Origin of the sequence: Micromonospora sp. C28ISP2-4 (genome assembly GCF_030519385.1) — a bacterium.
Lineage (GTDB): Bacteria > Actinomycetota > Actinomycetes > Mycobacteriales > Micromonosporaceae > Micromonospora > Micromonospora tulbaghiae.
This window is the reverse complement of record NZ_JAUMKG010000004.1, coordinates 566,650-587,890: the sequence shown is the minus strand read 5'-3', so window position 1 is coordinate 587,890 and position 21,241 is coordinate 566,650. Positions and strand designations below refer to the sequence as shown.

General features: G+C 72.7%; 14 protein-coding genes. 8 read left to right on the top strand and 6 right to left on the bottom strand.

Going from position 1 to position 21,241, the window contains the following annotated elements:
- Positions 1-87: 87 nt before the first annotated feature.
- The 6 genes from Q3W68_RS18980 (at position 88) to Q3W68_RS18955 (ending at position 11,041) form a co-directional block, all read left to right on the top strand.
- Positions 88-4,368 (top strand): discoidin domain-containing protein, encoded by a 4,281-nt coding sequence (locus Q3W68_RS18980; RefSeq protein ID WP_302906697.1) that lies wholly within the window; start codon positions 88-90, stop codon positions 4,366-4,368.
- Between the two features lie 227 nt (positions 4,369-4,595).
- Positions 4,596-7,208 (top strand): class III lanthionine synthetase LanKC, encoded by a 2,613-nt coding sequence (gene lanKC, locus Q3W68_RS18975; protein ID WP_302906696.1) that lies wholly within the window; start codon positions 4,596-4,598, stop codon positions 7,206-7,208.
- A gap of 6 nt (positions 7,209-7,214) precedes the next feature.
- On the top strand, positions 7,215-7,334 hold the full coding sequence (locus Q3W68_RS18970) for a SapB/AmfS family lanthipeptide (RefSeq protein ID WP_088974649.1): 120 nt from the start codon (positions 7,215-7,217) through the stop codon (positions 7,332-7,334).
- Positions 7,335-7,384: 50 nt separating this feature from the next.
- The gene (locus tag Q3W68_RS18965; protein WP_088647629.1) at positions 7,385-7,504 is read left to right on the top strand and encodes a SapB/AmfS family lanthipeptide; all 120 of its coding nucleotides are present in this window, start codon (positions 7,385-7,387) and stop codon (positions 7,502-7,504) included.
- Between the two features lie 64 nt (positions 7,505-7,568).
- The gene (locus Q3W68_RS18960; RefSeq protein WP_302906695.1) at positions 7,569-9,236 is read left to right on the top strand and encodes an ABC transporter ATP-binding protein; all 1,668 of its coding nucleotides are present in this window, start codon (positions 7,569-7,571) and stop codon (positions 9,234-9,236) included.
- A 5-nt stretch (positions 9,237-9,241) separates the two neighbouring features.
- Entirely contained in the window at positions 9,242-11,041 is a 1,800-nt protein-coding gene (locus tag Q3W68_RS18955) for an ABC transporter ATP-binding protein (protein WP_302906694.1), read from the top strand.
- On the opposite strand, the gene Q3W68_RS18950 is transcribed toward Q3W68_RS18955, so the two are convergent.
- The 3 genes from Q3W68_RS18950 to Q3W68_RS18940 all read right to left on the bottom strand — a co-directional run bounded on the left by Q3W68_RS18950 (position 10,937) and on the right by Q3W68_RS18940 (position 13,816).
- Positions 10,937-11,548 carry a response regulator transcription factor gene (locus Q3W68_RS18950; protein ID WP_302906693.1) on the bottom strand — a complete coding sequence of 204 codons (612 nt, stop codon included), beginning with the start codon at positions 11,546-11,548 and terminating at the stop codon, positions 10,937-10,939. The two genes, Q3W68_RS18955 and Q3W68_RS18950, sit on opposite strands and share 105 nt — an antisense overlap.
- Before the next feature lie 113 nt (positions 11,549-11,661).
- A complete protein-coding gene (locus tag Q3W68_RS18945; protein WP_302906692.1) occupies positions 11,662-12,294 on the bottom strand; it encodes a response regulator transcription factor in 633 nt (210 codons plus the stop codon).
- Between the two features lie 130 nt (positions 12,295-12,424).
- The gene (locus tag Q3W68_RS18940) at positions 12,425-13,816 is read right to left on the bottom strand and encodes a PLP-dependent aminotransferase family protein (RefSeq protein ID WP_302906691.1); all 1,392 of its coding nucleotides are present in this window, start codon (positions 13,814-13,816) and stop codon (positions 12,425-12,427) included.
- Positions 13,817-13,856: 40 nt separating this feature from the next.
- Here Q3W68_RS18940 and Q3W68_RS18935 point away from each other — a divergent pair, with 40 nt between their 5' ends.
- Positions 13,857-14,846 carry a DMT family transporter gene (locus Q3W68_RS18935; protein ID WP_302906690.1) on the top strand — a complete coding sequence of 330 codons (990 nt, stop codon included), beginning with the start codon at positions 13,857-13,859 and terminating at the stop codon, positions 14,844-14,846.
- Here Q3W68_RS18935 and Q3W68_RS18930 read toward each other — a convergent pair.
- The gene (locus tag Q3W68_RS18930; RefSeq protein ID WP_302906689.1) at positions 14,784-15,998 is read right to left on the bottom strand and encodes a hypothetical protein; all 1,215 of its coding nucleotides are present in this window, start codon (positions 15,996-15,998) and stop codon (positions 14,784-14,786) included. The two genes, Q3W68_RS18935 and Q3W68_RS18930, sit on opposite strands and share 63 nt — an antisense overlap.
- A 329-nt stretch (positions 15,999-16,327) precedes the next feature.
- On the opposite strand from Q3W68_RS18930, the gene Q3W68_RS18925 reads away from it, so the two are divergent.
- A complete protein-coding gene (locus Q3W68_RS18925) occupies positions 16,328-17,908 on the top strand; it encodes a polysaccharide lyase family 1 protein (protein ID WP_302906688.1) in 1,581 nt (526 codons plus the stop codon).
- A gap of 59 nt (positions 17,909-17,967) precedes the next feature.
- Here Q3W68_RS18925 and Q3W68_RS18920 read toward each other — a convergent pair whose 3' ends face one another.
- Positions 17,968-19,701 (bottom strand): cellulose binding domain-containing protein, encoded by a 1,734-nt coding sequence (locus tag Q3W68_RS18920; protein WP_302906687.1) that lies wholly within the window; start codon positions 19,699-19,701, stop codon positions 17,968-17,970.
- A 28-nt stretch (positions 19,702-19,729) separates the two neighbouring features.
- Complete coding sequence (locus Q3W68_RS18915; protein WP_302906686.1) at positions 19,730-21,157, bottom strand: non-reducing end alpha-L-arabinofuranosidase family hydrolase; 1,428 nt, start codon at positions 21,155-21,157, stop codon at positions 19,730-19,732.
- Between the last annotated feature and the right edge of the window lie 84 nt (positions 21,158-21,241).

Genomic DNA, 21,241 nt, shown 5'->3' with positions numbered 1-21,241 from the left:
CGACGGCGCGGCTGGTGCCGAGGTCGACCTGCGCCCACTGGGGCAGCGCGCCGCTGCTCTCCCCCGGGAAGAAGGTGTCCGTCCACCATGTCCAGACTCCGTACCGGAATCGTCGCGGTGCTCGCCGCAGTCGGCCTGGTCGTCACCCCGGCCCCACCGGCCCTCGCCGCCGGCGGCCCGAACCTCGCCGCCGGTCGCACCGCCACCGCAAGCAGCGTCAACGGCCCCTACGTCGCGGCCAACCTGACCGACGGCAACCAGGGCAGCTACTGGGAGAGCAGCGGCGCGCTGCCCCAGTGGGCGCAGGTCGACCTCGGCACCAGCCGCGCCGTCGACCAGGTCGTGCTGAAGGTCCCGGCCGCCTGGGAGGCCCGCACCCAGACGCTGTCCGTGCAGGCCAGCGCCGACGGCAGCGGCTTCACCACAGTCGTCGCGTCCGCCGCCCGCACGTTCAGCCCGGCCGCCGCCAACACCGTGACGGTCGGCTTCACCGCCGCGAACGCCCGCTACGTGCGGGTCGTGATCACCGCGAACACCGGCTGGGCCGCCGCACAGCTCGCCGAGCTGGAGGTGTACGGCGCGGCCACCTCCTCGACCAACCTCGCGCTCGGCCGGACCATGACCGAGAGCGGCCACGCCGACGTGTACGGCGCGGGCAACGCCAACGACGGCAACGCGGCCACCTACTGGGAGAGCCCGAACAACGCGTTCCCGCAGTGGATCCAGGCCGACCTGGGCGCCGCCGCCGGCGTCAACCGGCTGGTGCTGCGGCTGCCGTCCGGCTGGGGCGCGCGCACCCAGACGATCACCGTGCAGGGCAGCACGAACGGCTCCACGTTCGGCACGCTCGTCGGGTCCGCGTCGTACGCGTTCGACCCGGGCGGCGGCAACACGGTGACTGTCACGCTGCCCACCGCGTCCACCCGCTACCTGCGGCTGCTGTTCACCGCCAACAGCGCCTGGCCCGCCGGGCAGCTCGCCGAGCTGGAGGTCTACGGCCCGGTCACCGGCGACACCCAGGCCCCGAGCGCGCCCGGCAACCTCGCGTTCACCGAGCCCACCACCGACCGGGTGCGGCTGACCTGGGCCGCATCCACCGACAACGTCGGCGTCACCGGCTACGACGTGTACGCCAACGGCGTGCTGCGCACGAGCGTCGGCGGCACCACGCTGACGTACACCGACACCCAGCCGGCCGGGACCACCGTCTCCTACTACGTCCGGGCGCGCGACGCGGCCGGGAACGTGTCCGCGAACAGCAACACGGTCACCCGGACCGGCAACACCGGCGACACCGTCGCGCCCACCGCGCCGGCCAACCTCGCCTACAGCCAGCCGGTGAGCGGGCAGATCCGGCTGACCTGGACCGCGTCGAGCGACAACGTGGGTGTCACCGGCTACGAGGTGTACGCCAACGGCACGCTGCGCACCACAGTGAGCGGGTCGACGCTCACGTACACCGACAGCCAGCCGGACAGCGCCACCGTCTCGTACCACGTGCGGGCCCGCGACGCCGCCGGGAACGTGTCCGCCAACAGCAACACCGTCACCCGCACCGGCAGCGGCACCGGCGGCACCAACCTGGCGGTCGGCAAGCCCGCCACCGCGTCGTCGATGGTGCACGTGTTCGCCGCCGCCAACGCCGTCGACAACGACGTCTCCACGTACTGGGAGGGCGCGCCCGGCGCGTACCCGAGCACGCTCACCGTCGCGCTCGGCGCCAACGCGAGCATCAGCGCGATCGTGGTGAGGCTCAACCCCGACCCGGCGTGGGGCGCGCGCACCCAGACGTTCCAGGTGCTCGGCCGGGAACAGTCCGCGTCCGGGTTCACCAGCCTGGTCGGCTCCGCCACGTACTCCTTCAACCCGAACAGCGCCAACACGGTGACCGTCCCGGTCTCGGCGACCGCCGCCGACGTCCGGCTCCAGTTCACCGGGAACTCCGGCTCCTCCAACGGGCAGGTCGCCGAACTCCAGGTCATCGGCGTCCCGGCGCCGAACCCGGACCTCACCGTCACGGCCGTCACCGCCTCACCGTCCGCGCCGGTGGAGACCGACACGATCACGCTGTCCGCCACCGTGCGCAACGCCGGCACCGCGGCCTCCGCCGCCACCGCCGTCACCCTCTACCTCGGTACGACGAAGGTCGGCGCCGCCGCCGTCGGCGCGCTCGCCGCAGGCGCGTCGAGCACCGTCTCGGCGAGCATCGGCGTACGCGACGCCGGCAGCTACCCGCTCACCGCGAAAGTCGACGAGTCGAACGCGGTGATCGAGCAGAACGAGGCGAACAACTCGTACACCAGCCCGACGCCGCTGACCGTCAGCCCGGTCGCCAGCTCGGACCTGGTCGCGTCCGCCGTCACCTGGTCACCCGGCACGCCCAGCGCCGGCGCCGCCGTGTCCTTCGCGGTGACGCTGCGCAACCAGGGCACCATCGCGTCGGCGAGCGGCGCGCACGGCATCACGCTGACGGTGCGCGACCAGTCCGGCGCTGTGGTCCGCACGCTCACCGGCTCGTACTCGGGCACGATCGCCGCCGGTGCCACCGCAGGCCCGGTGTCGCTGGGCACGTGGACCGCCGTCAACGGCCGGTACACGGTGCGGGTGGTGGTCGCCGACGACGCCAACGAACTGCCGGTGAAGCGGCAGAACAACACCAGCGAGCGGTCGCTGTTCGTCGGCCGCGGGGCGAACCTGCCGTACGACGCGTACGAGGCCGAGGACGGCGCGACCGGCGGCGGCGCGCAGGTCATCGGCCCGAACCGCACCATCGGCGACCTCGCCGGGGAGGCGTCCGGCCGCCGCGCCGTCACGCTCAACACCACCGGCGCGTACGTCGAGTGGACCACCCGGTCGGCGGCGAACGCCCTCGTGGCCCGCTTCTCCATCCCGGACGCGCCGGGCGGCGGCGGGATCGACTCGACGCTCAACGTGTACGTCAACGGCGTGCTGCACAAGCCGATGAGCCTCACCTCGAAGCACATCTGGCTCTACGGCGCCGAGGCCGGCCCGAGCGACTCGCCGAGCGCCGGCGCGCCCCGGCACCTGTACGACGAGGCGAACGTGCTGCTCGACACCACGGTCCCGGCTGGCAGCCGGATCCGGCTCCAGAAGGACCCGGCGAACAGCACCACGTACGCGATCGACTTCGTCGACACCGAACTGGTGTCGCCGCGCGCCAACCCCGACCCGGCCCGCTACAAGGTGCCGACCGGGTTCAGCCACGCCGACGTGCAGAACGCGCTCGACGCGGTACGGATGGACACCACAGGCACGCTGGTCGGCGTCTACCTGCCCGCCGGCACGTACGAGACCGCGCAGAAGTTCCAGGTGTACGGCAAGGCGGTGCAGGTCGTCGGCGCCGGCATGTGGTTCACCCGGTTCCAGACGCCGCGCAACCAGCAGAACACCGACGCCGGTTTCCGGGTCGAGTCCTCGGCCAGCGGGTCGACCTTCGCCCACCTGGCGTTCTTCGGCAACTACACAAACCGGATCGACGGTCCCGGCAAGGTGTGGGGCGAACTGAAGGACGTGGACGACCTGACACTCGACAGCGTCTGGGTGGAGCACACCGTCTGCGCGTACTGGGGGGTGAGCGTGGACGGGCTGACCATCCGGGACAGCCGGTTCCGCAACACCTTCGCCGACGCCGTGAACATGACGAACGGCAGCACCAACAACCTGGTCACCAACTCGGAGGGCCGCTCCAACGGCGACGACGCGTTCGCGCTGTTCTCCGCCACCGACCAGGGCGGCTCCGGCGGCAACCACGGCAACGTGTTCGAGAACCTGACCGCCACGCTGACCTGGCGGGCAGCCGGGCTGGCGGTGTACGGCGGCTACGACAACGTGTTCCGCAACCTCTACATCGCCGACCAGCTCACGTACTCGGGCATCACGATCAGCTCGCTGGACTTCGGCTACCCGTTCGTCGGGTTCGGCGCCAGCCCGCCCACCCGGTTCGAGAACATCTCGCTGATCCGCTCCGGCGGGCACTTCTGGGGCGCGCAGACGTTCCCGGCGATGTGGTTGTTCTCCGCGTCGAAGGAGTTCCGCGGCATCCGGGTGAGCGATGTGGACATCGTCGATCCGACGTACTCGGGGATCATGTTCCAGACCAAGTACAACGGCAGCCAGCCGGAGAACCCGATCACCGACACGGTGCTGACGAACGTGTCGATCTCGGGGGCGCGGCGCAGCGGTGACGCGTTCGACGCGAAGTCCGGCTTCGGCATCTGGGTCAACGAGATGCCCGAGGCGGGTCAGGGCCCCGCGGTCGGCGCCGCCACGTTCACGAACCTCCGCCTGACCGACAACGCCCAGGACATCAGGAACACCACAACAACCTTCACCATCACCCGCAACTGAGATGGAAGAAGGGGCCCCTTCTCAACGCCTCCGGCATTGAAGGGGCCCCTTCTTCACACCCGTGGAGGTTCGGCACTGGTCAACCCGGGTTCGCGAATTCAAACTCCGCTTTTGTCACGACTTCGCAGTGCGGAACTCACCGTCCCGTCGTGACTCATCGCACTGGGCCCGCGACTCCGCCATCCGCAGGATTGACGTCAACCGATCAGCCGGTGGAGGCACCCGACATGGACGAACGGTACGACTCGTACTGCGCGGTCGATCCGCTCTTCTACGACTCGCTGGCCGGCACCACGACCGAGGCCGGCGGCTACCTCACCGGTCCGGTGCCGCAGGGCTGGGAGTGCGAGGCCAAGGACGACTGGATGATCCACGGACCGGTCGGCGGATCCCTCCCCGCGCAGGGCTGGAAGATTCACGTGTCCGCCCGGCTGGACAACGCCGAGCGTGTGCTGGCCCGGGTGGCCGACTACTGCCGGCCCCGGGGCATCCCGTTCAAGCATCTGCGCGGCCCGCGCCTGCTGCTCATGCGCAACAGCAAGTACGCCCGGCGCGCCGCCAGCGGGAAGTTCGTCACCGTCTACCCGCGCGACGACGCCGAGCTGGAGCTGACCGCCAAGGAACTTGCCGACCTGCTCGCCGGCGAGACCGGACCGTACATCCTCAGTGACCTGCGCTACGGCGACGGCCCGGTGCACGTCCGCTACGGCGGTTTCGCGGCCCGCTACTGCGTCTCCGCGGACGGCCAGACGGTGCCGGCGATCGAGGGCCCGGACGGCGTCCTGGTGCCCGACCGGCGGGACCCGGTGTTCCACGTGCCGGAGTGGGTGACCCTGCCCGACTTCCTCGCCCCGCACCTGGCCGCCCGCAATGCGGCGACGACGACGGACCTGCCGTACCGGATCGAGAAGGTGATCCACTTCTCCAACGGCGGCGGCCTGTACGAGGCTCGCGACACGCGCACCGGGCAGCGGGTGGTGCTCAAGGAGGCCCGCCCGCACGCCGGCCTGGACGCGACCGGCACCGATGCGGTGACCCGGCTGCGCCGCGAGGCGGAGACGCTGCGCCGGCTGGCCGACGTGCCGCACCTGGTGCGGGTGCACGACGAGTTCAGCTTCGGCGGGCACGAGTTCCTCGCGCTGGTCTTCGTCGAAGGGCGGCCGCTCAACCAGGTGGTGGTCGAGCGGTACCCGCTGGTCCATGCCGACGCCGACCGGGGCGACTACACCCGCTGGGCGCTCGACGTGCACCGCCAGGTCGCGGAGGCGGTCGCCGCCATCCACGCGCACGGCGTCGTCTACGGCGACCTGCACATGTTCAACGTGATGGTGGGCGACGACGGCGCGGTGACGCTCATCGACTTCGAGGTGGCCACCGACGTCGCCGAGGCGACCCGGCCCGCGCTGCGCAACCAGGCGTTCGCCGCGCCGCGCGACCGCACCGGCGTCGACGTCGACCGGTACGCCCTGGCCTGCCTGCGCCTCGCCCTGTTCCTACCGCTGACCGCGATGCTGCGGCTGGTCCCGGCCAAGGCGGCGCACCTGGCCGACGTGGTCGCCGAGAACTTCCCGGTGCCGCGCGAGCTGCTGGACGAGGCGGTCGAGGTGATCGTGGGCGGACGCCGGGCGGACCTGCGCCGCGCCGTCACGATCGACCCGGACGACTGGCCCGGCCTGCGCGACCGGCTCGCCGAGGCGATCACCGCGAGCGCCACCCCGGACCGCGACGACCGGCTCTTCCCCGGCGACATCCGCCAGTTCGCCGGCGCTGACGGCGGGCTCAACCTGGCGTACGGCGCGGCCGGGGTGCTCTGGTCGCTGCACGTCAGCGGCGCCGGCACCGACCCCGCGCACGAACGGTGGCTGATCGACCGGGCACGCCGCCCCGCCTCCGGCAGCCGGCTCGGCCTCTATGACGGGCTGCACGGCATCGCGTACGTGCTGGACCTGCTCGGTCACCGGGACGAGGCGGCGCGCCTGCTCGACCTGTGCCTCGACCAGCCCTGGACGGAGCTGCGCGACGACCTGACCGGCGGGCTGTCCGGCATCGCGTTGAACCTGGCGCACTTCGCCGCGCGCACCGGCGAACGGCGTTACGCCGACGCCGCCCGACGGGCCGTCGAGGTGGTGGTGGGCCGGCTCGGCGACGTCGACTCGGTCGCGGAGATCAGCGGTGGGCGGCACCCGTACGCGGGGCTGGCCCGGGGCGGAGCCGGCGTGGCGCTGATGCTGCTGCGCATGTACGAGCGGTACGGCGACGACGACCTGCTCGACCACGCGCGCATCGCGTTGCGCCAGGACCTGCGCCGCTGCGTCCGGCGCGACGCCGGGCACCTGGAGGTCAACGAAGGCTGGCGGACCATGCCCTACCTGGCCGAGGGGAGCGTCGGGATCGGGCTGGTGCTCGACCAGTACCTGCGCCACCGGCCCGACGACGACCTGCGCGACGAGGCGGCCGCGATCCGCCGCTGCGCCGACTCCCCGTTCTACGCGCAGTCCGGTCTCTTCGCCGGCCGCGCCGGGATAGTCGCGTACCTCGCTGAGCGGGGCGAGCGGCACGCGGCCCGACAGCAGGCCCGGCTGCTCGGCTGGCACGCCCTGCCGTACCGGGACCGGACCGCCTTCCCCGGGGACCAGCTCCTGCGGCTCTCCATGGACCTGGCCACCGGCACCGCCGGGGTACTCGCCGCGCTCGCCGCGACGCGGCCGGACGACCCGCTCCACCTGCCGTTCCTGACTCCGCTGCCCGACGCGACGCGCGTCGCGGGCGCGGACCGGACGGCCACCGACCCCCCGGCTTCCCCGGGGCGACCCCGCACCGACGCGACCGGAAGGAGGTGAATCGACATGGCTCTGCTCGATCTCCAGGGGATGGAGCTGCCGGCCGCCGAGCGTACCGGCGGTGGCAGCCAGGCCAGCCTGCTGCTCTGCGGCGACAGCTCGCTGAGCGTCACCACCTGCAAGTGATCCGTCCGAACACCGACGTCAACGTCACACGAGAGAAGTGAGGAAGCGACATGGCTCTGCTCGATCTCCAGGGAATGGAACTGCCGGCCGCCGAGCGTACCGGCGGTGGCAGCCGCGCCAGCCTGCTGCTCTGCGGCGACAGCTCGCTGAGCGTCACCACCTGCAACTGACGATCAGTCGCTTGGCCCCGGACCGGCGTGAGCCGGCCCGGGGCCCGCGGCCTTGGGAGGACCGATGACCCCCGCCGACCGGCTCGCGCTGCGCGCCGTGTCCTTCGCCGGGTGGTGGACACCGACGTTGGCGGTGCTCGCCGTGGTGGAGGCCGCGGCCGAACTGGCGCTCCCCGCCGTCCTGGGGCGCGCCGTGGACGCCGTGGTCGGCTCCGCGCCGCAGTCGTCGTCCGGCCGGTGGATCGCGTTGGTCGCCGGGCTGGTGCTGGTGCTCATCGGCACGCGGGCGGCCAGTGACTTCGGCAGCGGCGTGGCCGGGGCCCGCTCGGTGGCCTCGCTGCGGCACGCCCTGATCCGGCACCTCTTCGCGCTCGATCCGCGCACCGCGGCCCGCCGGCCGGTGGGCGACCTGGTCGGCCGGCTGGTCGGGCAGGTCGCCGACGCCGGGCAGGCCGCACCGACGGTCGTCCTCGCCGGCAGCGTGCTGCTGCCACCGCTGGGCAGCCTGGTCGCGCTCACCCTGATCGACCCCTGGCTCGGCCTGACCTTCGTGGGGGGACTGCTGCTCCTGGCACTGCTGTTGCGGCGCTTCGTCAGCGAGGCATCGGACGCGGTCGCCGGCTACCAGCGGGCGCAGGGGGATCTGGCCGGGCGACTCGTCGAGGCGCTCGCCGGCGCGCGGACGATCGCCGCCGCCGGCACCGCCGAGCGGGAGGCCGACCGGGTACTCGCTCCGCTGCCGGAGCTGCACCGCCACGGCGTACGCACCTGGCGGGTGCTGGCCGGGGCGTCCGCCCGGGGCGCGCTGCTGAACCCGTTGCTGCAACTGGCGGTCGTGGCGGTCGGCGGGTGGTCGCTGGCGGCCGGGCGGCTGACCCCGGGGGAACTGCTCGCCGCCCTCCAGTACGCGGCGATCGGCGCCGGGCTGGGCGCCGCGATCGCCGCTGTCAACACCGCCGTGCGGGTACGCGCCGGCTGCGCCCGGGCCGCCGAGATCCTCGACGAACCGGCCCGCCGGTACGGTGCCCGGGGCCTGCCGCCCGGGTCAGGGCGGCTGGATCTGTGCGGGGTGCAGGTCCGCGGTGACGACGGCCGGCCGCTGCTCGACCGGGTCGACCTGCGGGTGCCGGGCGGGACGCTGCTCGCCGTCGTCGGCCCGTCCGGTGCCGGCAAGTCCCTGCTCGCGGCAGTGGCCGGCCGGCTGCGGGACCCGGACGCCGGCGAGGTACGCCTGGACGGTGTGCCGCTGCGCCAGTTGACGCCGGCGGCGCTGGGCCGGGCGGTCGGCTATGGCTTCGAGCGGCCGGTGCTGGTGGGGGAGACCGTCGGCGCGGCGGTCGGCTGCGGCGCCGACCCGGTGCCGCTGACCCGCGCGGCCCAGGTCCACGACGTGGTGCGGCTGCTGCCCGAGGGATATCGCACCCCGCTGGCCGGGCTGGCCCTCTCCGGCGGGGAGCGGCAGCGCCTCGGCCTGGCCCGCGCATTGCGGGCCGAGCGGCTGCTGATCCTCGACGACGCGACGTCCAGCCTGGACACGGTCACCGAGCAAAAGGTGGTGGGCGCGCTCACCGGCCCGGACGACCGGCGTACCCGGGTGGTGGTGAGTCACCGGGTCGGCACCGCGGCCCGCGCGGACCTGGTGGCCTGGGTGGAGGGCGGCCGGGTGCGGGCGGTGGCCCCGCACGAGGTGCTCTGGGCCGATCCGGCCTACCGGGCGGTGTTCCGGTCGTGACGTCGGTGGGCGCGACTGTCCGCGCCGCGCTGTCGGCGCGGCGTGGGCCGCTGCTGCGCCTGGCCGGCTGGTCGCTGGCCGAGGCGCTGCCGGCGGCGTTGACCGGCCTGCTGACCGCCCGTGCCGTGGACGACGGTTTCCTGGCCGGCCGGCCAGGCGTCGGGCTGCTCTGGCTGGGGCTGCTGGCGGTCGCGGTGCTCGTCGGCGCGCTCGGCACCCGGCAGGCGTACGGGCTGCTGGGTGAGGTGGTGGAGCCGTTCCGCGACGACCTGCTGCGGCGGGTGGTGGCGGGGGCGCTGGCCGGCGCGACGGACGGTCGGGCCGACGACGCGGCGGTGACCCGGTTGACCCACCAGGTGGAGATGGTCCGGGACACCTGGGCCGGCCTGGTGATGGTGGTCCGGGGCTTCGTGTTCGCCGCCGGGGCCGCCGTGGTCGGCCTCTTCTCCCTGGCCGCCCCGGTCGCGCTGCTGGTGGCCGGGCCGGTGCTGGCCGGTCTCCTGCTCTTCGCGGCGGCGCTGCCGGCGATGGTCGCCCGCCAGCGCGAGTACGTCCTGGCCGGTGAGCGGCTCGGCCGGGACGCGATCGTGGCGGTGGCCGGCCACCGTGACGTCACGGTGAGCGGGTCCGGGGACCGGGTCGTCGGCTGGCTTGGGGGTCACGTCGACGCGCAGGCCCGGGTGGAGCGGCGCCTGGCCGTCATGGCTGCCGCGCGGAGCCTGAGCCTGGCCGTCGGTGGCTGGCTCCCGGTGCCGCTGCTGCTGCTGGCCGGCCCGTGGCTGCTGCGGCAGGGCCTCGGACCGGGGGCGCTGCTCGGGGCGCTGGTGTACGTCGTGCGTGGCATCCAGCCGGCGCTGCACACGCTGTTCCAGGGGGTGGCCGCCGGCGGCCTCCGCTTCGTGGTCACCCTGGACCGGCTGCTGCGCACGTGCGTACCCCCGCCGGAGTCGGGGGGCGCGGCGGTCGCGTCGCCGCGCGACCCGGCCGCACCCGCGCTGTCGCTACGGGCGGTGACCTTCCGGTACGGGCCGCACGCCGAGCCGGTGCTGGACGGCTTCGACCTGACCGTGCCGGCCGGCGATCACCTGGCGATCGTCGGTGCGAGCGGAATCGGCAAGTCCACTCTCGCCGGGTTGATGGCCGGGGTGCTGCGTCCGGAGTCGGGCTCGGTCCACGTGTCGGGGACGTCGACCGCCGAGGCGGGCGCCGCCGAGCTGGCGGCCCACCGGGTGCTGATCCCGCAGGAGGCGTACGTGTTCACCGGCACGGTCCGGGACAATCTTCGCTACCTGCGGCCCGGCCTCGACGACGCGGCCGTCCTCCGGGCGTCGGACCGGTTGGGGCTGGCCGACCTGCTGGCCCGGCTCGGCGGCCTCGACGCGACGCTGCGGGCCGCCGACCTGTCCGCCGGGGAGCGCCAGCAGGTGGCCCTGCTGCGTGCCTGGCTGTCGCCGGCGCCGCTGGTCATCCTCGACGAGGCGACCTGCCATCTGGACCCCGCCACCGAGGCGCGCCTGGAAGCGGCCTTCGCCGCCCGACCCGGCACCCTCGTAGTGATCGCGCACCGCATCAGCTCGGCGGCACGTGCCCGCCGGGTGCTGCTGCTCGACGGCGGGCACGCCCATCTGGACAGTCACCGGGGACTGCTGGCCGTCTCGGCGGCCTACCGGGAGCTGGTGGGCCACTGGGCGGGCGGCGGGTCAGATCCAGCCGGACTCGCGGGCGAGCCGCACGGCTTCCAGGCGGGTCCGCGCCCCGGTCTTCGCCATGACGTGGGACAGGTGGTTGCGGACCGTTCCGGGTGAGACGCCCAGCTTCTGGGCGATCTCCCGCACCGGGAGGCCCTCGGCCGCGACGTCGAGCACCTCACGCTCGCGTGGGGTCAGCGGATCGTCGGCGACGTCGAGCGCGGCGACGACCAGGTCCGGGTCGAGCACCGGCTGACCGCCGGCGACCTGCCGGACCCCGTCGGCGATCCGCTCCGGTGGCACGTCGCGGTCGAGGAAGCCGATCCACCCGTGATGCTCGGCGAGTACCGCCCGCATCCGTGCGGCGTGACGCCGGTCCACCAGCACCAGCACCCGGCCGCCGTGGTTGTCGTCGGCCGCGGCCGCGAGGGGGGCCAACCGCTCCACCGGTACGACGTCGACGTCCACGACGACGACGTCCGGGCGTTCCTGCAGGAGCGCGGCGTGGACGGCGTCGGCGGTGTCCGCCTCAGCGACGACATCGATGTCGCCCTGTGCGGACAGCAGGTGGGCGAGCGCCCCGCGGACCAGCCGCCCCTTGAGGGCGAGCAGCGTGCGGACCATCTCGACTCCCAGCCACGGCCCCCGCCTTCCTGACGTAACGTAAACATGCGATGACGAGCCGTCAGGAATCTTAGGGAAATCACTGTCTCGGCGACACCCGCCCGCGCGTGTCGTCAGATCCAGCCGGCGTCCTGCGCGCGCCGCACCGCTTCCCACCGGTTCCGGCCCCCGGTCTTGCGCAACAGGCTGGACACGTGGTTGCGGACCGTGCCCGGGGCGAGGTGCAGCAGCGCGGCGATCTCCCGGCTCGGCAGGCCCTTCGCGGCAGCGGCGGCCACCTCACGCTCCCGGTCGGTGAGCGGGTTGACCACGGTGTCGAGGGCGGCGAGCGCGGTCACCGGGTCGGTGGTGCGGCGTCCCTCGGCGACCGCCCGCAGCCGGGCGAGCATCTCCTCCGGCGGTACGTCCTTGGCGACGACCGCGCGGGCGCGCAGCCGCAGCGCCGACCGCAGCATCCGGGCCGTCGGCCGGTCCGTCAGCACCACGACCGCGCAGTCCGGCACCGCGGCGCGCAGCGCCGGCACCACTGTCGACATCTCGTTCTCGGCGGTGAGGTCGACCAGGACGAGATCGGGGTGGGAACCGGCGAGGCGGCGCATGTCGTCGGGGTCGGCGGCGCACTCCCGCACCACCTCGAAGTCGGCTGCCGCCGCGACCACTCCGGCCACGAGCGTGCGACACAGCCCCGGTTTGCCGAGCACGGCCACCCGAACCGCCACGGCGGATCCGTGTGGAGTATCACTCACGGGACCACTGTGCCCGACGCGCGCGGGCCCGGTAACCCTACTCGGCCGTACGGTCGCGGTGTTCCCGTCATGTGGGCGGAGGCCCCGTCGCCCGGGTCGCGGTGCCCGGCGTGGACGGACCCTGGGATCGTCAGTGGGGGAGGGCTGTAGAGAGGCGGCGGATGGCCTCGTCCATCTGCTGTGGAGGGGTGGCGGCATAGGTGAGGCGCAGGTGCGGCGCGGGGGATTCGGCGGCGTACCAGGGGCGGCCGGGGAAGACGGTCACCCCCGCTGCCGCGGCCGCAGTGGTCACAGCTACGTCGTCCGTGTCGTCGGGCAGCCGTACCCACAGGTGCAGGCCGCCGCGCGGGACGGCGCGCGGGGCCAGCGCCGGCAGGTGCCGGTCCAGCGCCGCGAGCAGCGCCTCCCGGCGGGCCCGCAACTGCACGCGCAGGCTGCGGCGGTGCCGGTCCCAGGCCGGCGCGGTGAGGAACTCCACGGCGGCCTGTTGCAGCGGCCCGGCGACGAAGAGGTCGTCGAGCAGGCGGGCGGCGCGCAGCCGCGCCCCGGCCGGTCCGCGCGCGCCGATCGCGGCGATCCGCAGGCCGGGCGCTGTGGACTTGGTCAGCGAGCGCAGGTAGACGACGTGTCCGTCCGGGTCGTCGGCGGCCAGGGGTGGCGGTGCCTCGCCGTCGATGGTGAGGTCGCGGGCGTAGTCGTCCTCGATCAGGAACGCCCCGGCATCGCGGACCGCCCCGGCGACCTGGGCGCGCCGGGCGGGGGAGAGCGTCGCGCCGTGCGGGTTGGCGTACAGCGGCTGGCAGTAGAACAGGCGGGCGCCGGTGCGGGCGAACGCGGCGGCGAGCTGGTCGGGGCGTACCCCGTCGGTGTCGGCGGGGACGGGCACCACCCGCAGTCCGGCGGCGCGCGCGGCGGCGAGCGCGCCCAGGTAGGTGGGGGACTCGACCAGCACCGTGTCGCCGGGCGTGGTGAGCGCCCGCAGCGTGGAGGAGAGCGCCGCCTGCCCGCCCGGGCAGATCACCATGTCCTCGGCGCGCAGGCCGCCACCCGCCTCGCGGGCGAACCAGGCGCGCAGGTCGAGGCGCCCTTCGACCGGGCCGCGCTGCCAGGCGGCGGGCTGCCGGGCCGCGCGGGCGAGCGCCGCACCGAGCGCGGCGGCCGGCTGGAGGTCCGGGTCCAGATAGCCTCCGGTCAGCGGGATCGCGCCCGACGGCGGTAACGCCAGCAGCGCCTGCATCTCGTCCTCGCCACCCCGCCGGGAGCCCAGCGCGACCGTCTGCCACGACAGGTCCGCCCGTGGCGGGTCGGCGCGCCGGGCGGCCACGAACGCGCCGCGACCCGGCCGGGTCTCGACCAGCCCGTCCGCGACGAGTCGCCGGGTCGCCTCGGCGACTGTCACGGGGGAGACGTGATGGTGCGCGGTCAGCTCCCGTACCGACGGCAGCCGCGTGCCGGGCGTGGCGTCAGCGGCCAGCGCACCCAGATGCCGGACCACACGGACGATAGCGCTACCATGGTTCATGACGGCACAGAGTAGCGCTACTGCGCGCACGACGGTAACGGTGAGACCGGGCGCCGGGATCGCCCTCGGCGCGCTGGGTGTGCTGGCCTTCAGCATGTCGCTGCCGGCCACCCGCGTCGCGGTGCACACACTCGACCCCTGGTTCGTCGCGTTCGGACGGGCGGTCGGCGCGGCGCTGCTCGCGTGGGCCTACCTGCGGCTGACCGGCGCGCCGCGCCCCACCCGGGACCAGTGGCGAAGGCTGTCGATCGTCGCGCTCGGCGTCGTGGTCGGCTTCCCGCTGTTCACCTCGCTGGCGCTCACCACGCAGACGTCGGCGCACGGCGCTGTGGTCGTCACGGTGCTGCCCGCCATGACCGCCGTGTTCGCGGTGCTGCGGGCCGGCGAACGGCCGCCGCCGCTGTTCTGGCTCGCCGGCGCCGCCGGCCTGGCGCTGGTGCTCGCGTTCCTCGCCGCGAGCGGCTCGATGCGCGGATCGCTGGCCCCGGCCGACGTGTTCCTGCTCGCCGCCGTGGTGCTCTGCGGCCTCGGATACGCCGAGGGCGGCCGGTTGGCCCGCGAACTCGGCGGTGCCCGCACGATCTGCTGGGCATTGCTGCTGTCGCTCCCGGTCACCGTGCCGGTCACGGCGGTGGCCGCTCTCGTCCACCCTCCGCAGGGCGGCGTCGCCAACTGGGCCGGGTTCGGCTACCTCACAGTGGTGTCGATGTTCCTCGGCTTCTTCGCCTGGTACGCCGGCCTGGCCCGGGGCGGCATCGCCAAGGTCGGCCAGATCCAGCTCGTCCAGCCGGTGCTCACGCTGATCTGGTCGGCAGTGCTGCTGGGCGAGGCGGTCACGCCCGGCGCGCTCATGGTGGCGGGCGCGGTGCTCGCCTGCGTCGTGCTCATCCAGCGCACCCGGGGCGGCGCGACGCACGCCCCGGGCGGGCCGTCCTCAGCGGACCGGCCCGCCCCGGGCGGGGCGTCGTCAGCAGGGCGCGATGGTGCCGGTCACGCCGGAGACGTACGCGTGGCTGACGAAGTGTCCTGACGCGAGGCGGTTCCACTGGCTGGTGGTGCGGTACGGGCCGCTCACCGACTGGCCGGTGACCGAGCACTCGATCGGCACGTTGGCGTAGGTGGCCGCCAGGCCGACGACGGGGTTGCTCGTGCTGGGGCCGGAACGGATGTTGAGCGGACCGCTGCCGATCCGGCCCCGGGTGCCGGTGCCGGTCCAGAGGTAGGCGACGTCGACCCAGGCGTTGTCGGTCAGCAGCAGACCGTCCCAGAACGTGCCGTCGGCGAGGTCGATGCCGGCCGGGCTGCCCACTGTGCGCCCGAACTGGTCCCGGCCGCCGTTGTATCCGCTCTGGTACGCGGCCTGCGCCTCGGGCCGGCCCTGCGGCAGGTCCTTCCACATCTCCCGGGTGCTGCTGGGGTTCCAGTAGTCGTCCCTGGTGTTCCACGGTCCGATGTCCCAGACCGGCGCGTACTCGCAGCGGCTCCGGGTGGTGGTGCAGACCCGGACGGTGTAGTCGCCGGTGTTCTTCGGCGCGAGGCCGCGGGCCGAGGGCAGCGCGACGAAGTGGTCCCGCGAGACGATCACGTGCCCGTTGGCGGTGGTGCCGCCGACCAGGCCCTCCCGGGTGGCGTACACCCGATAGGTGAGGCCCGGGGTGGCGGCCGTGACGGCAGCGACCGAGTCGGCGACGAGCCGGACCTCGCGCACTGTGGGCGCGGCGGACGGCCGTTCGGCGGTGAGCGCCACCCGGATCTGCACCCGGGTGACGGGCTGGTCGAAGACGGCCTCGCCGGACACGGACCGCCACTCGGTCCACGCGCCCGACCGCCAGCCGCGCGCCGCCACCTCGACGGCGCCGCCCCGGCCGGTTGTCGCGGCGATGTCGGCCCGGACCCGGTTGGCCGGCACGGCGAGCGGGTGGGGTGCGGTGACGAGCATGCCCTCGGCCGCCTGCCGGCGCTGGGCGGCCGGTCGGCTCGCCGCGCCGGCGAGGCGCAGTCCGGCGCCGGACCAGCGGACGTTGACGTCGTCGGAGTCGACGACAGTGAGGTCGGCGTTCCACGTGCTGCCGGTGACAGCCGGTTCCGCCAGGGGCGCGGCGGGCGCCGGCGAGACGGCCAGGACGGCGGCGATCGCGCCGGCGACCGCCGCCAGCGGGCGGCTCGTACGGAGATGGGGCATGGCGCTCCTCGTGAGGGCATGAAGTAGACGAACTTCGATCTCGGGGTGACGTGCAGGCAACCATCGATCAGGCAATCCGTCAAGGCGTAGCCCCGCGCGCCCGGACGCCCCGAACAGTGCAAAAAACCTGCAAACGCCAGCTCTTGCCTTCCTGGAAAGCGCTTTCATACGATTGCGTTACATCGATGTTTCATGTGCGATCCGGGCATCGCAGATGAACGACATTCGCCGGCGACGCGCCTGATCGCGTCGCGGCTCCTCATTATTCCATTCGGTGACTGCCGCTGCTCGGCGGCAATTCCCGCATGCTCCAAAAGGAATGAGGCGACATGAGAAGACCAGTCGCGCTGCGACTCCACGCGGCACTGGCCACGGCGGTCGTGGGAATCGCCGTCGCCGTGGTGCTGCCGTCCCCGCAGGCGTCGGCGGCGGCCGGCAGCGCCACCGGCTACGCCACCCAGAACGGCGGCACCACCGGCGGCGCGGGCGGGCAGACCGTACGCGCCACCACGGGCACCGCCATCCACGCCGCGCTGTGCGGCCGGGCCAGCAGCAGCACCCCGATCATCATCGAGGTGACCGGGACCATCAACCACGGCAACACCAGCAAGGTCTCCGGATCGAGCTGCAACACCGCCGACGGCGTGATCGAGCTGAAGCAGATCAGCAACGTCACCATCATCGGCGTGGGCAGCGGCGCCGTCTTCGACCAGCTCGGCATCCACATCCGCGACTCCCGCAACATCATCATCCGCAACGTGACGGTGCGGAACGTCAAGAAGTCGGGCTCGCCCACCTCAAACGGCGGCGACGCGATCGGCATGGAGAGCACCGTCCGCAACGTGTGGGTCGACCACGTCACGCTGGAGGCGTCCGGCGGGGAGTCGGAGGGCTACGACGGCCTGTTCGACATGAAGGACGACACGCAGTACGTGACGCTGTCGTACAGCATCCTGCGCAACTCCGGCCGCGGCGGCCTCATCGGCTCCAGCGAGAGCGACCGCGGCAACGGCTACATCACGTTCGAGCACAACCTGTACGAGAACATCGACTCCCGTACGCCGCTGCTGCGCGGCGGCATCGCCCACATGTTCAACAACCACTACAACGGGCTGCACGAGTCGGGCATCAACTCCCGGGCCGGTGCGCGGGCCAAGGTGGACAACAACTACTTCCGCAACTCCAAGGACGTGCTCGGCACGTTCTACACCAGCGAGCGCGGCACCTGGCAGGTCAGCGGCAACATCTTCGACAACGTGACCTGGTCCTCGCCCGGGACCGACAACTACCCGGCGGGGCCGAACGTGACGTCCACGACCACGGTCAGCGTGCCGTACTCGTACCGGCTCGACGCGGCGAGCTGCGTGCCGGACGTCGTGCGGCAGACGGCGGGCGCCAACACCGGCCTGCGGGTGTCCGACGGCAACTGCACGCCGCAGTCGCCGGCGCCGACCACGCCGGGGCCGACCACACCCGCTCCGACCACACCCGCGCCCACCACGCCGCCGCCCGGGACGACCACGCCGCCGCCGTCCGGCGGGACCAACCTGAGCCTCGTCTCCGGCGCCGGCGCGGACGGGTCCAGCAAGGCCGACGGCACCAGCTACGGCAACGTGCGCGACGGCAACCTGAGCACGTACTGGTCGCCGTCCGGGTCGACCGGCACCGTCTCGATCAAGTGGGGCTCGGCCACCACAGTGTCCCGCGTGGTCATCCGCGAGCCGTCCGGCACCTCGGGTTCGATCGGGTCGTGGCAGCTCGTCAACAACGACAACGGCGCGGTGCTCGCCTCCGGCAGCGGGGCCGGCCAGATCACCTTCGGCGCGACCTCACTGAAGAAGATCAACTTCAAGATCAACAGCTCCGGCGGTACGCCGAGAGTCGGCGAGTTCGAGACGTACGCCAGTTAGCCGGCACGACGAGCGGGGGCGGTCGATCCGGCCGCCCCCGCCCCCGTGTGTGTCCCCGGTCAGAGGGTGAGCACGACCGTGGAGATGCTCCGCGCGCCGACGTTCACAGTCACCTGGTTGCCGTTCACGCCGACCGGCTGGCTCGCCGCGCTGGCGTTCTGCGACGTGGCCACGTACTCCGCCCGGCTGACGTTCTGCGGCGCCTGGATGACCGCGTTGTTCACCGCGCTGGTCGACCGGTTGAGGATCACCAGCGTGACCTTCCCGTCGCCGGAGTAGGCGGTCACCTCCAGCGGCGACGCCTTCGAGCTCTTGGTCAGGGCGACCCGCTGGTAGCCGGGCCGCACGTACTTCGCGTACTGCGAGAACGCGTACCCCCGCTTGAGCGGCGCGCCCGCCACGGTGCCGTACGCGGACTCCCCGTCACCGATGAACGAGTAGTAGCGCTTGCCGTACCACCAGACGTACGCGCTCCAGTTCGACTCCATCGACCTGTGCACTGTGCGCATGATGTCGTCGAGCGTCTCGTTCCACACCGTGGCGTCGGCCGGGTTGCCCCAGATGTTCGAGCCGCCGCCGTCGGCCTCGTGCAGGTTCCACTCGGTCATCCACACCGGCTTGTTGTACTGCTGCGCCAGCGTGTACGGCTTCAGCCGGCCGGACGCCTCGGTGCCGTAGAGGTGACCGCCGATGTAGCCGATGTTGTTGCGGGCCGCCGCGTCGTTGAGCGTCGGGTCGGTGTAGCCGTAGTTGAGGTTCACCGCCTCGGCGACCATCAGCTTGGTGTTCTGCACCTTGGCGCCCTGCTCCCGGACGAAGGTCTGCAGCTCGGTGCCGCTCCAGTCCATCGAGTCGTAGTCCGGGTGCCAGTCCGGCTCGTTCTGCACGGACGTGACGTCGATGGTCACCCCCTGGTTGCGCATGTACTGGACGTAGCTGTCGAGGTGGCCGGCGTAGTCGTCGTAGTAGTCGGTGCGCAGCTTGCCGCCGTTGATCCGGCTGTTGTTGGTCTTCCAGGCCGCCGGGGCGGTCCACGGCGACGCCATGATCTTCACGTTCGACCCGTACGACTTCGCCGTCCGCAGCGCACTGACCTGGGTTCCCCACTCGCCGGACACCGGCGAGATGCCGGTACGCACGATGGACAGGCCGAGCTGGTTGGGGCCGAGCCCGACGAGCGTCTGCGTCTCCGCCGTCGACCACGCGCCGCCCCAGATCGACACGGCGGCGCCGAACCCGTCGATCGTCTGGTAGCGGCTGGCGGTGTTGACGGTGATGTCCGCCGCCCCGGTGGGCGGCGGGCTGCTGGGTGAGCTGGTCGGCGAACTCGTCGGCGACGTGGACGGCGACGTGGTCGGCGACGACGTCGGCGTCGTGCCGCCGGTGCAGGTCACCCCGTTGAGCGCGAAGCTGGTCGGTGCGGGATTGCTGCTGGTCCAGGCGCCGTTGAAGCCGAACGACGTGGTGCCGTTGGTGGGGATGGACCCGTTGTAGTCGACGTTGCGGGCGCTGACCGCCGCCCCGCTCTGCGTCACAGTGGCGTTCCACGCCTGGGTGACCGTCTGGCCGGCGGCGTAGGACCAGGTGAGCGTCCAGCCGTTGACCGGGTCACCGAGGTTGGTGACAGTGACGTTCGCGCCGAAGCCGCCCTGCCACTGCGACGACACGGCGTAGGTGACCGCGCATCCGGCGGCCGCCGCCCCGGCCGGCAGCGCCGCGGCCACCGCGGTCGACGCCAGCAGGACGGCCCCGGCCGACAACACCGCGGTACGGGTCGTCTGGTGCCTTCTCATCGGACCTCACTCTCCTCGATCGGCCGGGTCACCGCTGGAGGGTGAGCAGTCCGGGTCGGTAGGGCAGGAGGCCGTAGTCGCCGCCGGAGTTGGGGGAGCGGCCCTGGTAGAGCAGTTGGAGGTTGCAGGGGTCGACGGTGAAGGTCTGGTCGGCGGTGGTGCGGATCAGTTCGCCGTGGCTGATGTCGTTGGTCCAGGTGGCGCCGCTGTTGGCCTTGCCGGCGAACGGGTTGGACTCGGTGGCGGCCTGCGGCGTCCACGAGCCGCCCAGGCTGGTGGCGGTGAAGGAGCGGAAGTAGCGGCCCTGCGAGCCGATCGCCTCGACGATCATCAGGTAGCGGGTCTGGCCCTGCAGCTTGTAGACCTGCACGGCCTCGAACAGGTTGTTCGTCGAGTCCGACATGATGGTGGTGTAGTTCGATCCGAAGCTGCCGGGGAAGTTCCCGATCGGCATGCTGGAGCGGTAGATCTTGCCGTTGTCACCGGCGAAGAACAGGTACATGTTCTGGTCGTCGGCGATCAGCGTCTGATCGATCGGGCCGGTGCCGGACCCGGAGATGCTGCCGGTGAACAGCGGCTGCGCCGAGGACCACCCGTTCGGGTTCGTCGGGTCGTTGGAGGTGCGGTAGGAGAACGCGGTCGGCCCCCACTGGTAGGCCAGCACCCAGATGTTGCGCGGCGCGAAGTAGAACAACGTCGGCGCCACGGTCCCCGACGACATCGCGTTCTGCGACACCGAAGCCATCTGCGACCAGTTCGAGAACAGGCCGAAGTTCATCGACCCCCACGACGAGCCGGTGTCGTGCGTCGTGGCGTACACCAGGTGCTGCCCGTTGTAGGGCACCACAGTGAAGTCCTTCAGCGACACCCAGCCCGAGCGCGGCTGCGCCAACACACCCGTCGACGACCACCGGTACGACGACGGCAGGCTGCACGTGTTGCCCGGCGGCGGCGTCGTGGGCGGTGCGGTGGTCGGCGGCGCCGTGGTGGGTGGCGCGGTGGTGGGTGCGCCGGTCGGGCCGCCGGTCGGCGTGGTGGTGCCGCCGGTGCAGGTCACCCCGTTGAGCGCGAAGCTGGTCGGCACCGGGTTGCTGCTGGTCCAGGAGCCGTTGAAGCCGAACGACGTGGTGCCGTTCGTCGGGATCGACCCGTTGTAGTCGACGTTGCGGGCGGTGACCGCCGCTCCGCTCTGGGTCAGGCTCGTGTTCCACGACTGGGTCACCGTCTGCCCGGCCCCGAAGGACCACGTCAGCGTCCAGCTCGACACCGGGTCGCCGAGGTTCGTGATGGTGACGTTGGCGCCGAAGCCACCCTGCCACTGCGACGAGATCGCGTAGTTGACCGAGCAGCCCGCTGCGGCCGCCCCGGCGGGCAGCGCCACGGCGATCGTTGCCGACGCGAGCAGCGCGGCACCGGCCGATGCCAATATGGCATTGACTGATCTGGATCTGAGCATGGATTGACCTCCTGGCGGGGCGGCAGCTCTGGCATTGGCGGTGGCGATTGTGTTGTGAGCGTTAACAGCCGCGTCGGAGATGTT

Coding starts and splice junctions, on each gene's coding strand:
- Q3W68_RS18980 (WP_302906697.1), top strand. CDS start 88: ATGTCCAGACTCCGTACCGGAATCGTCGCGGTGCTCGCCGCAGTCGGC.
- lanKC (WP_302906696.1), top strand. CDS start 4,596: ATGGACGAACGGTACGACTCGTACTGCGCGGTCGATCCGCTCTTCTAC.
- Q3W68_RS18970 (WP_088974649.1), top strand. CDS start 7,215: ATGGCTCTGCTCGATCTCCAGGGGATGGAGCTGCCGGCCGCCGAGCGT.
- Q3W68_RS18965 (WP_088647629.1), top strand. CDS start 7,385: ATGGCTCTGCTCGATCTCCAGGGAATGGAACTGCCGGCCGCCGAGCGT.
- Q3W68_RS18960 (WP_302906695.1), top strand. CDS start 7,569: ATGACCCCCGCCGACCGGCTCGCGCTGCGCGCCGTGTCCTTCGCCGGG.
- Q3W68_RS18950 (WP_302906693.1), bottom strand. CDS start 11,548: ATGGTCCGCACGCTGCTCGCCCTCAAGGGGCGGCTGGTCCGCGGGGCG.
- Q3W68_RS18940 (WP_302906691.1), bottom strand. CDS start 13,816: ATGAACCATGGTAGCGCTATCGTCCGTGTGGTCCGGCATCTGGGTGCG.
- Q3W68_RS18930 (WP_302906689.1), bottom strand. CDS start 15,998: ATGCCCCATCTCCGTACGAGCCGCCCGCTGGCGGCGGTCGCCGGCGCG.
- Q3W68_RS18925 (WP_302906688.1), top strand. CDS start 16,328: ATGAGAAGACCAGTCGCGCTGCGACTCCACGCGGCACTGGCCACGGCG.
- Q3W68_RS18920 (WP_302906687.1), bottom strand. CDS start 19,701: ATGAGAAGGCACCAGACGACCCGTACCGCGGTGTTGTCGGCCGGGGCC.
- Q3W68_RS18915 (WP_302906686.1), bottom strand. CDS start 21,157: ATGCTCAGATCCAGATCAGTCAATGCCATATTGGCATCGGCCGGTGCC.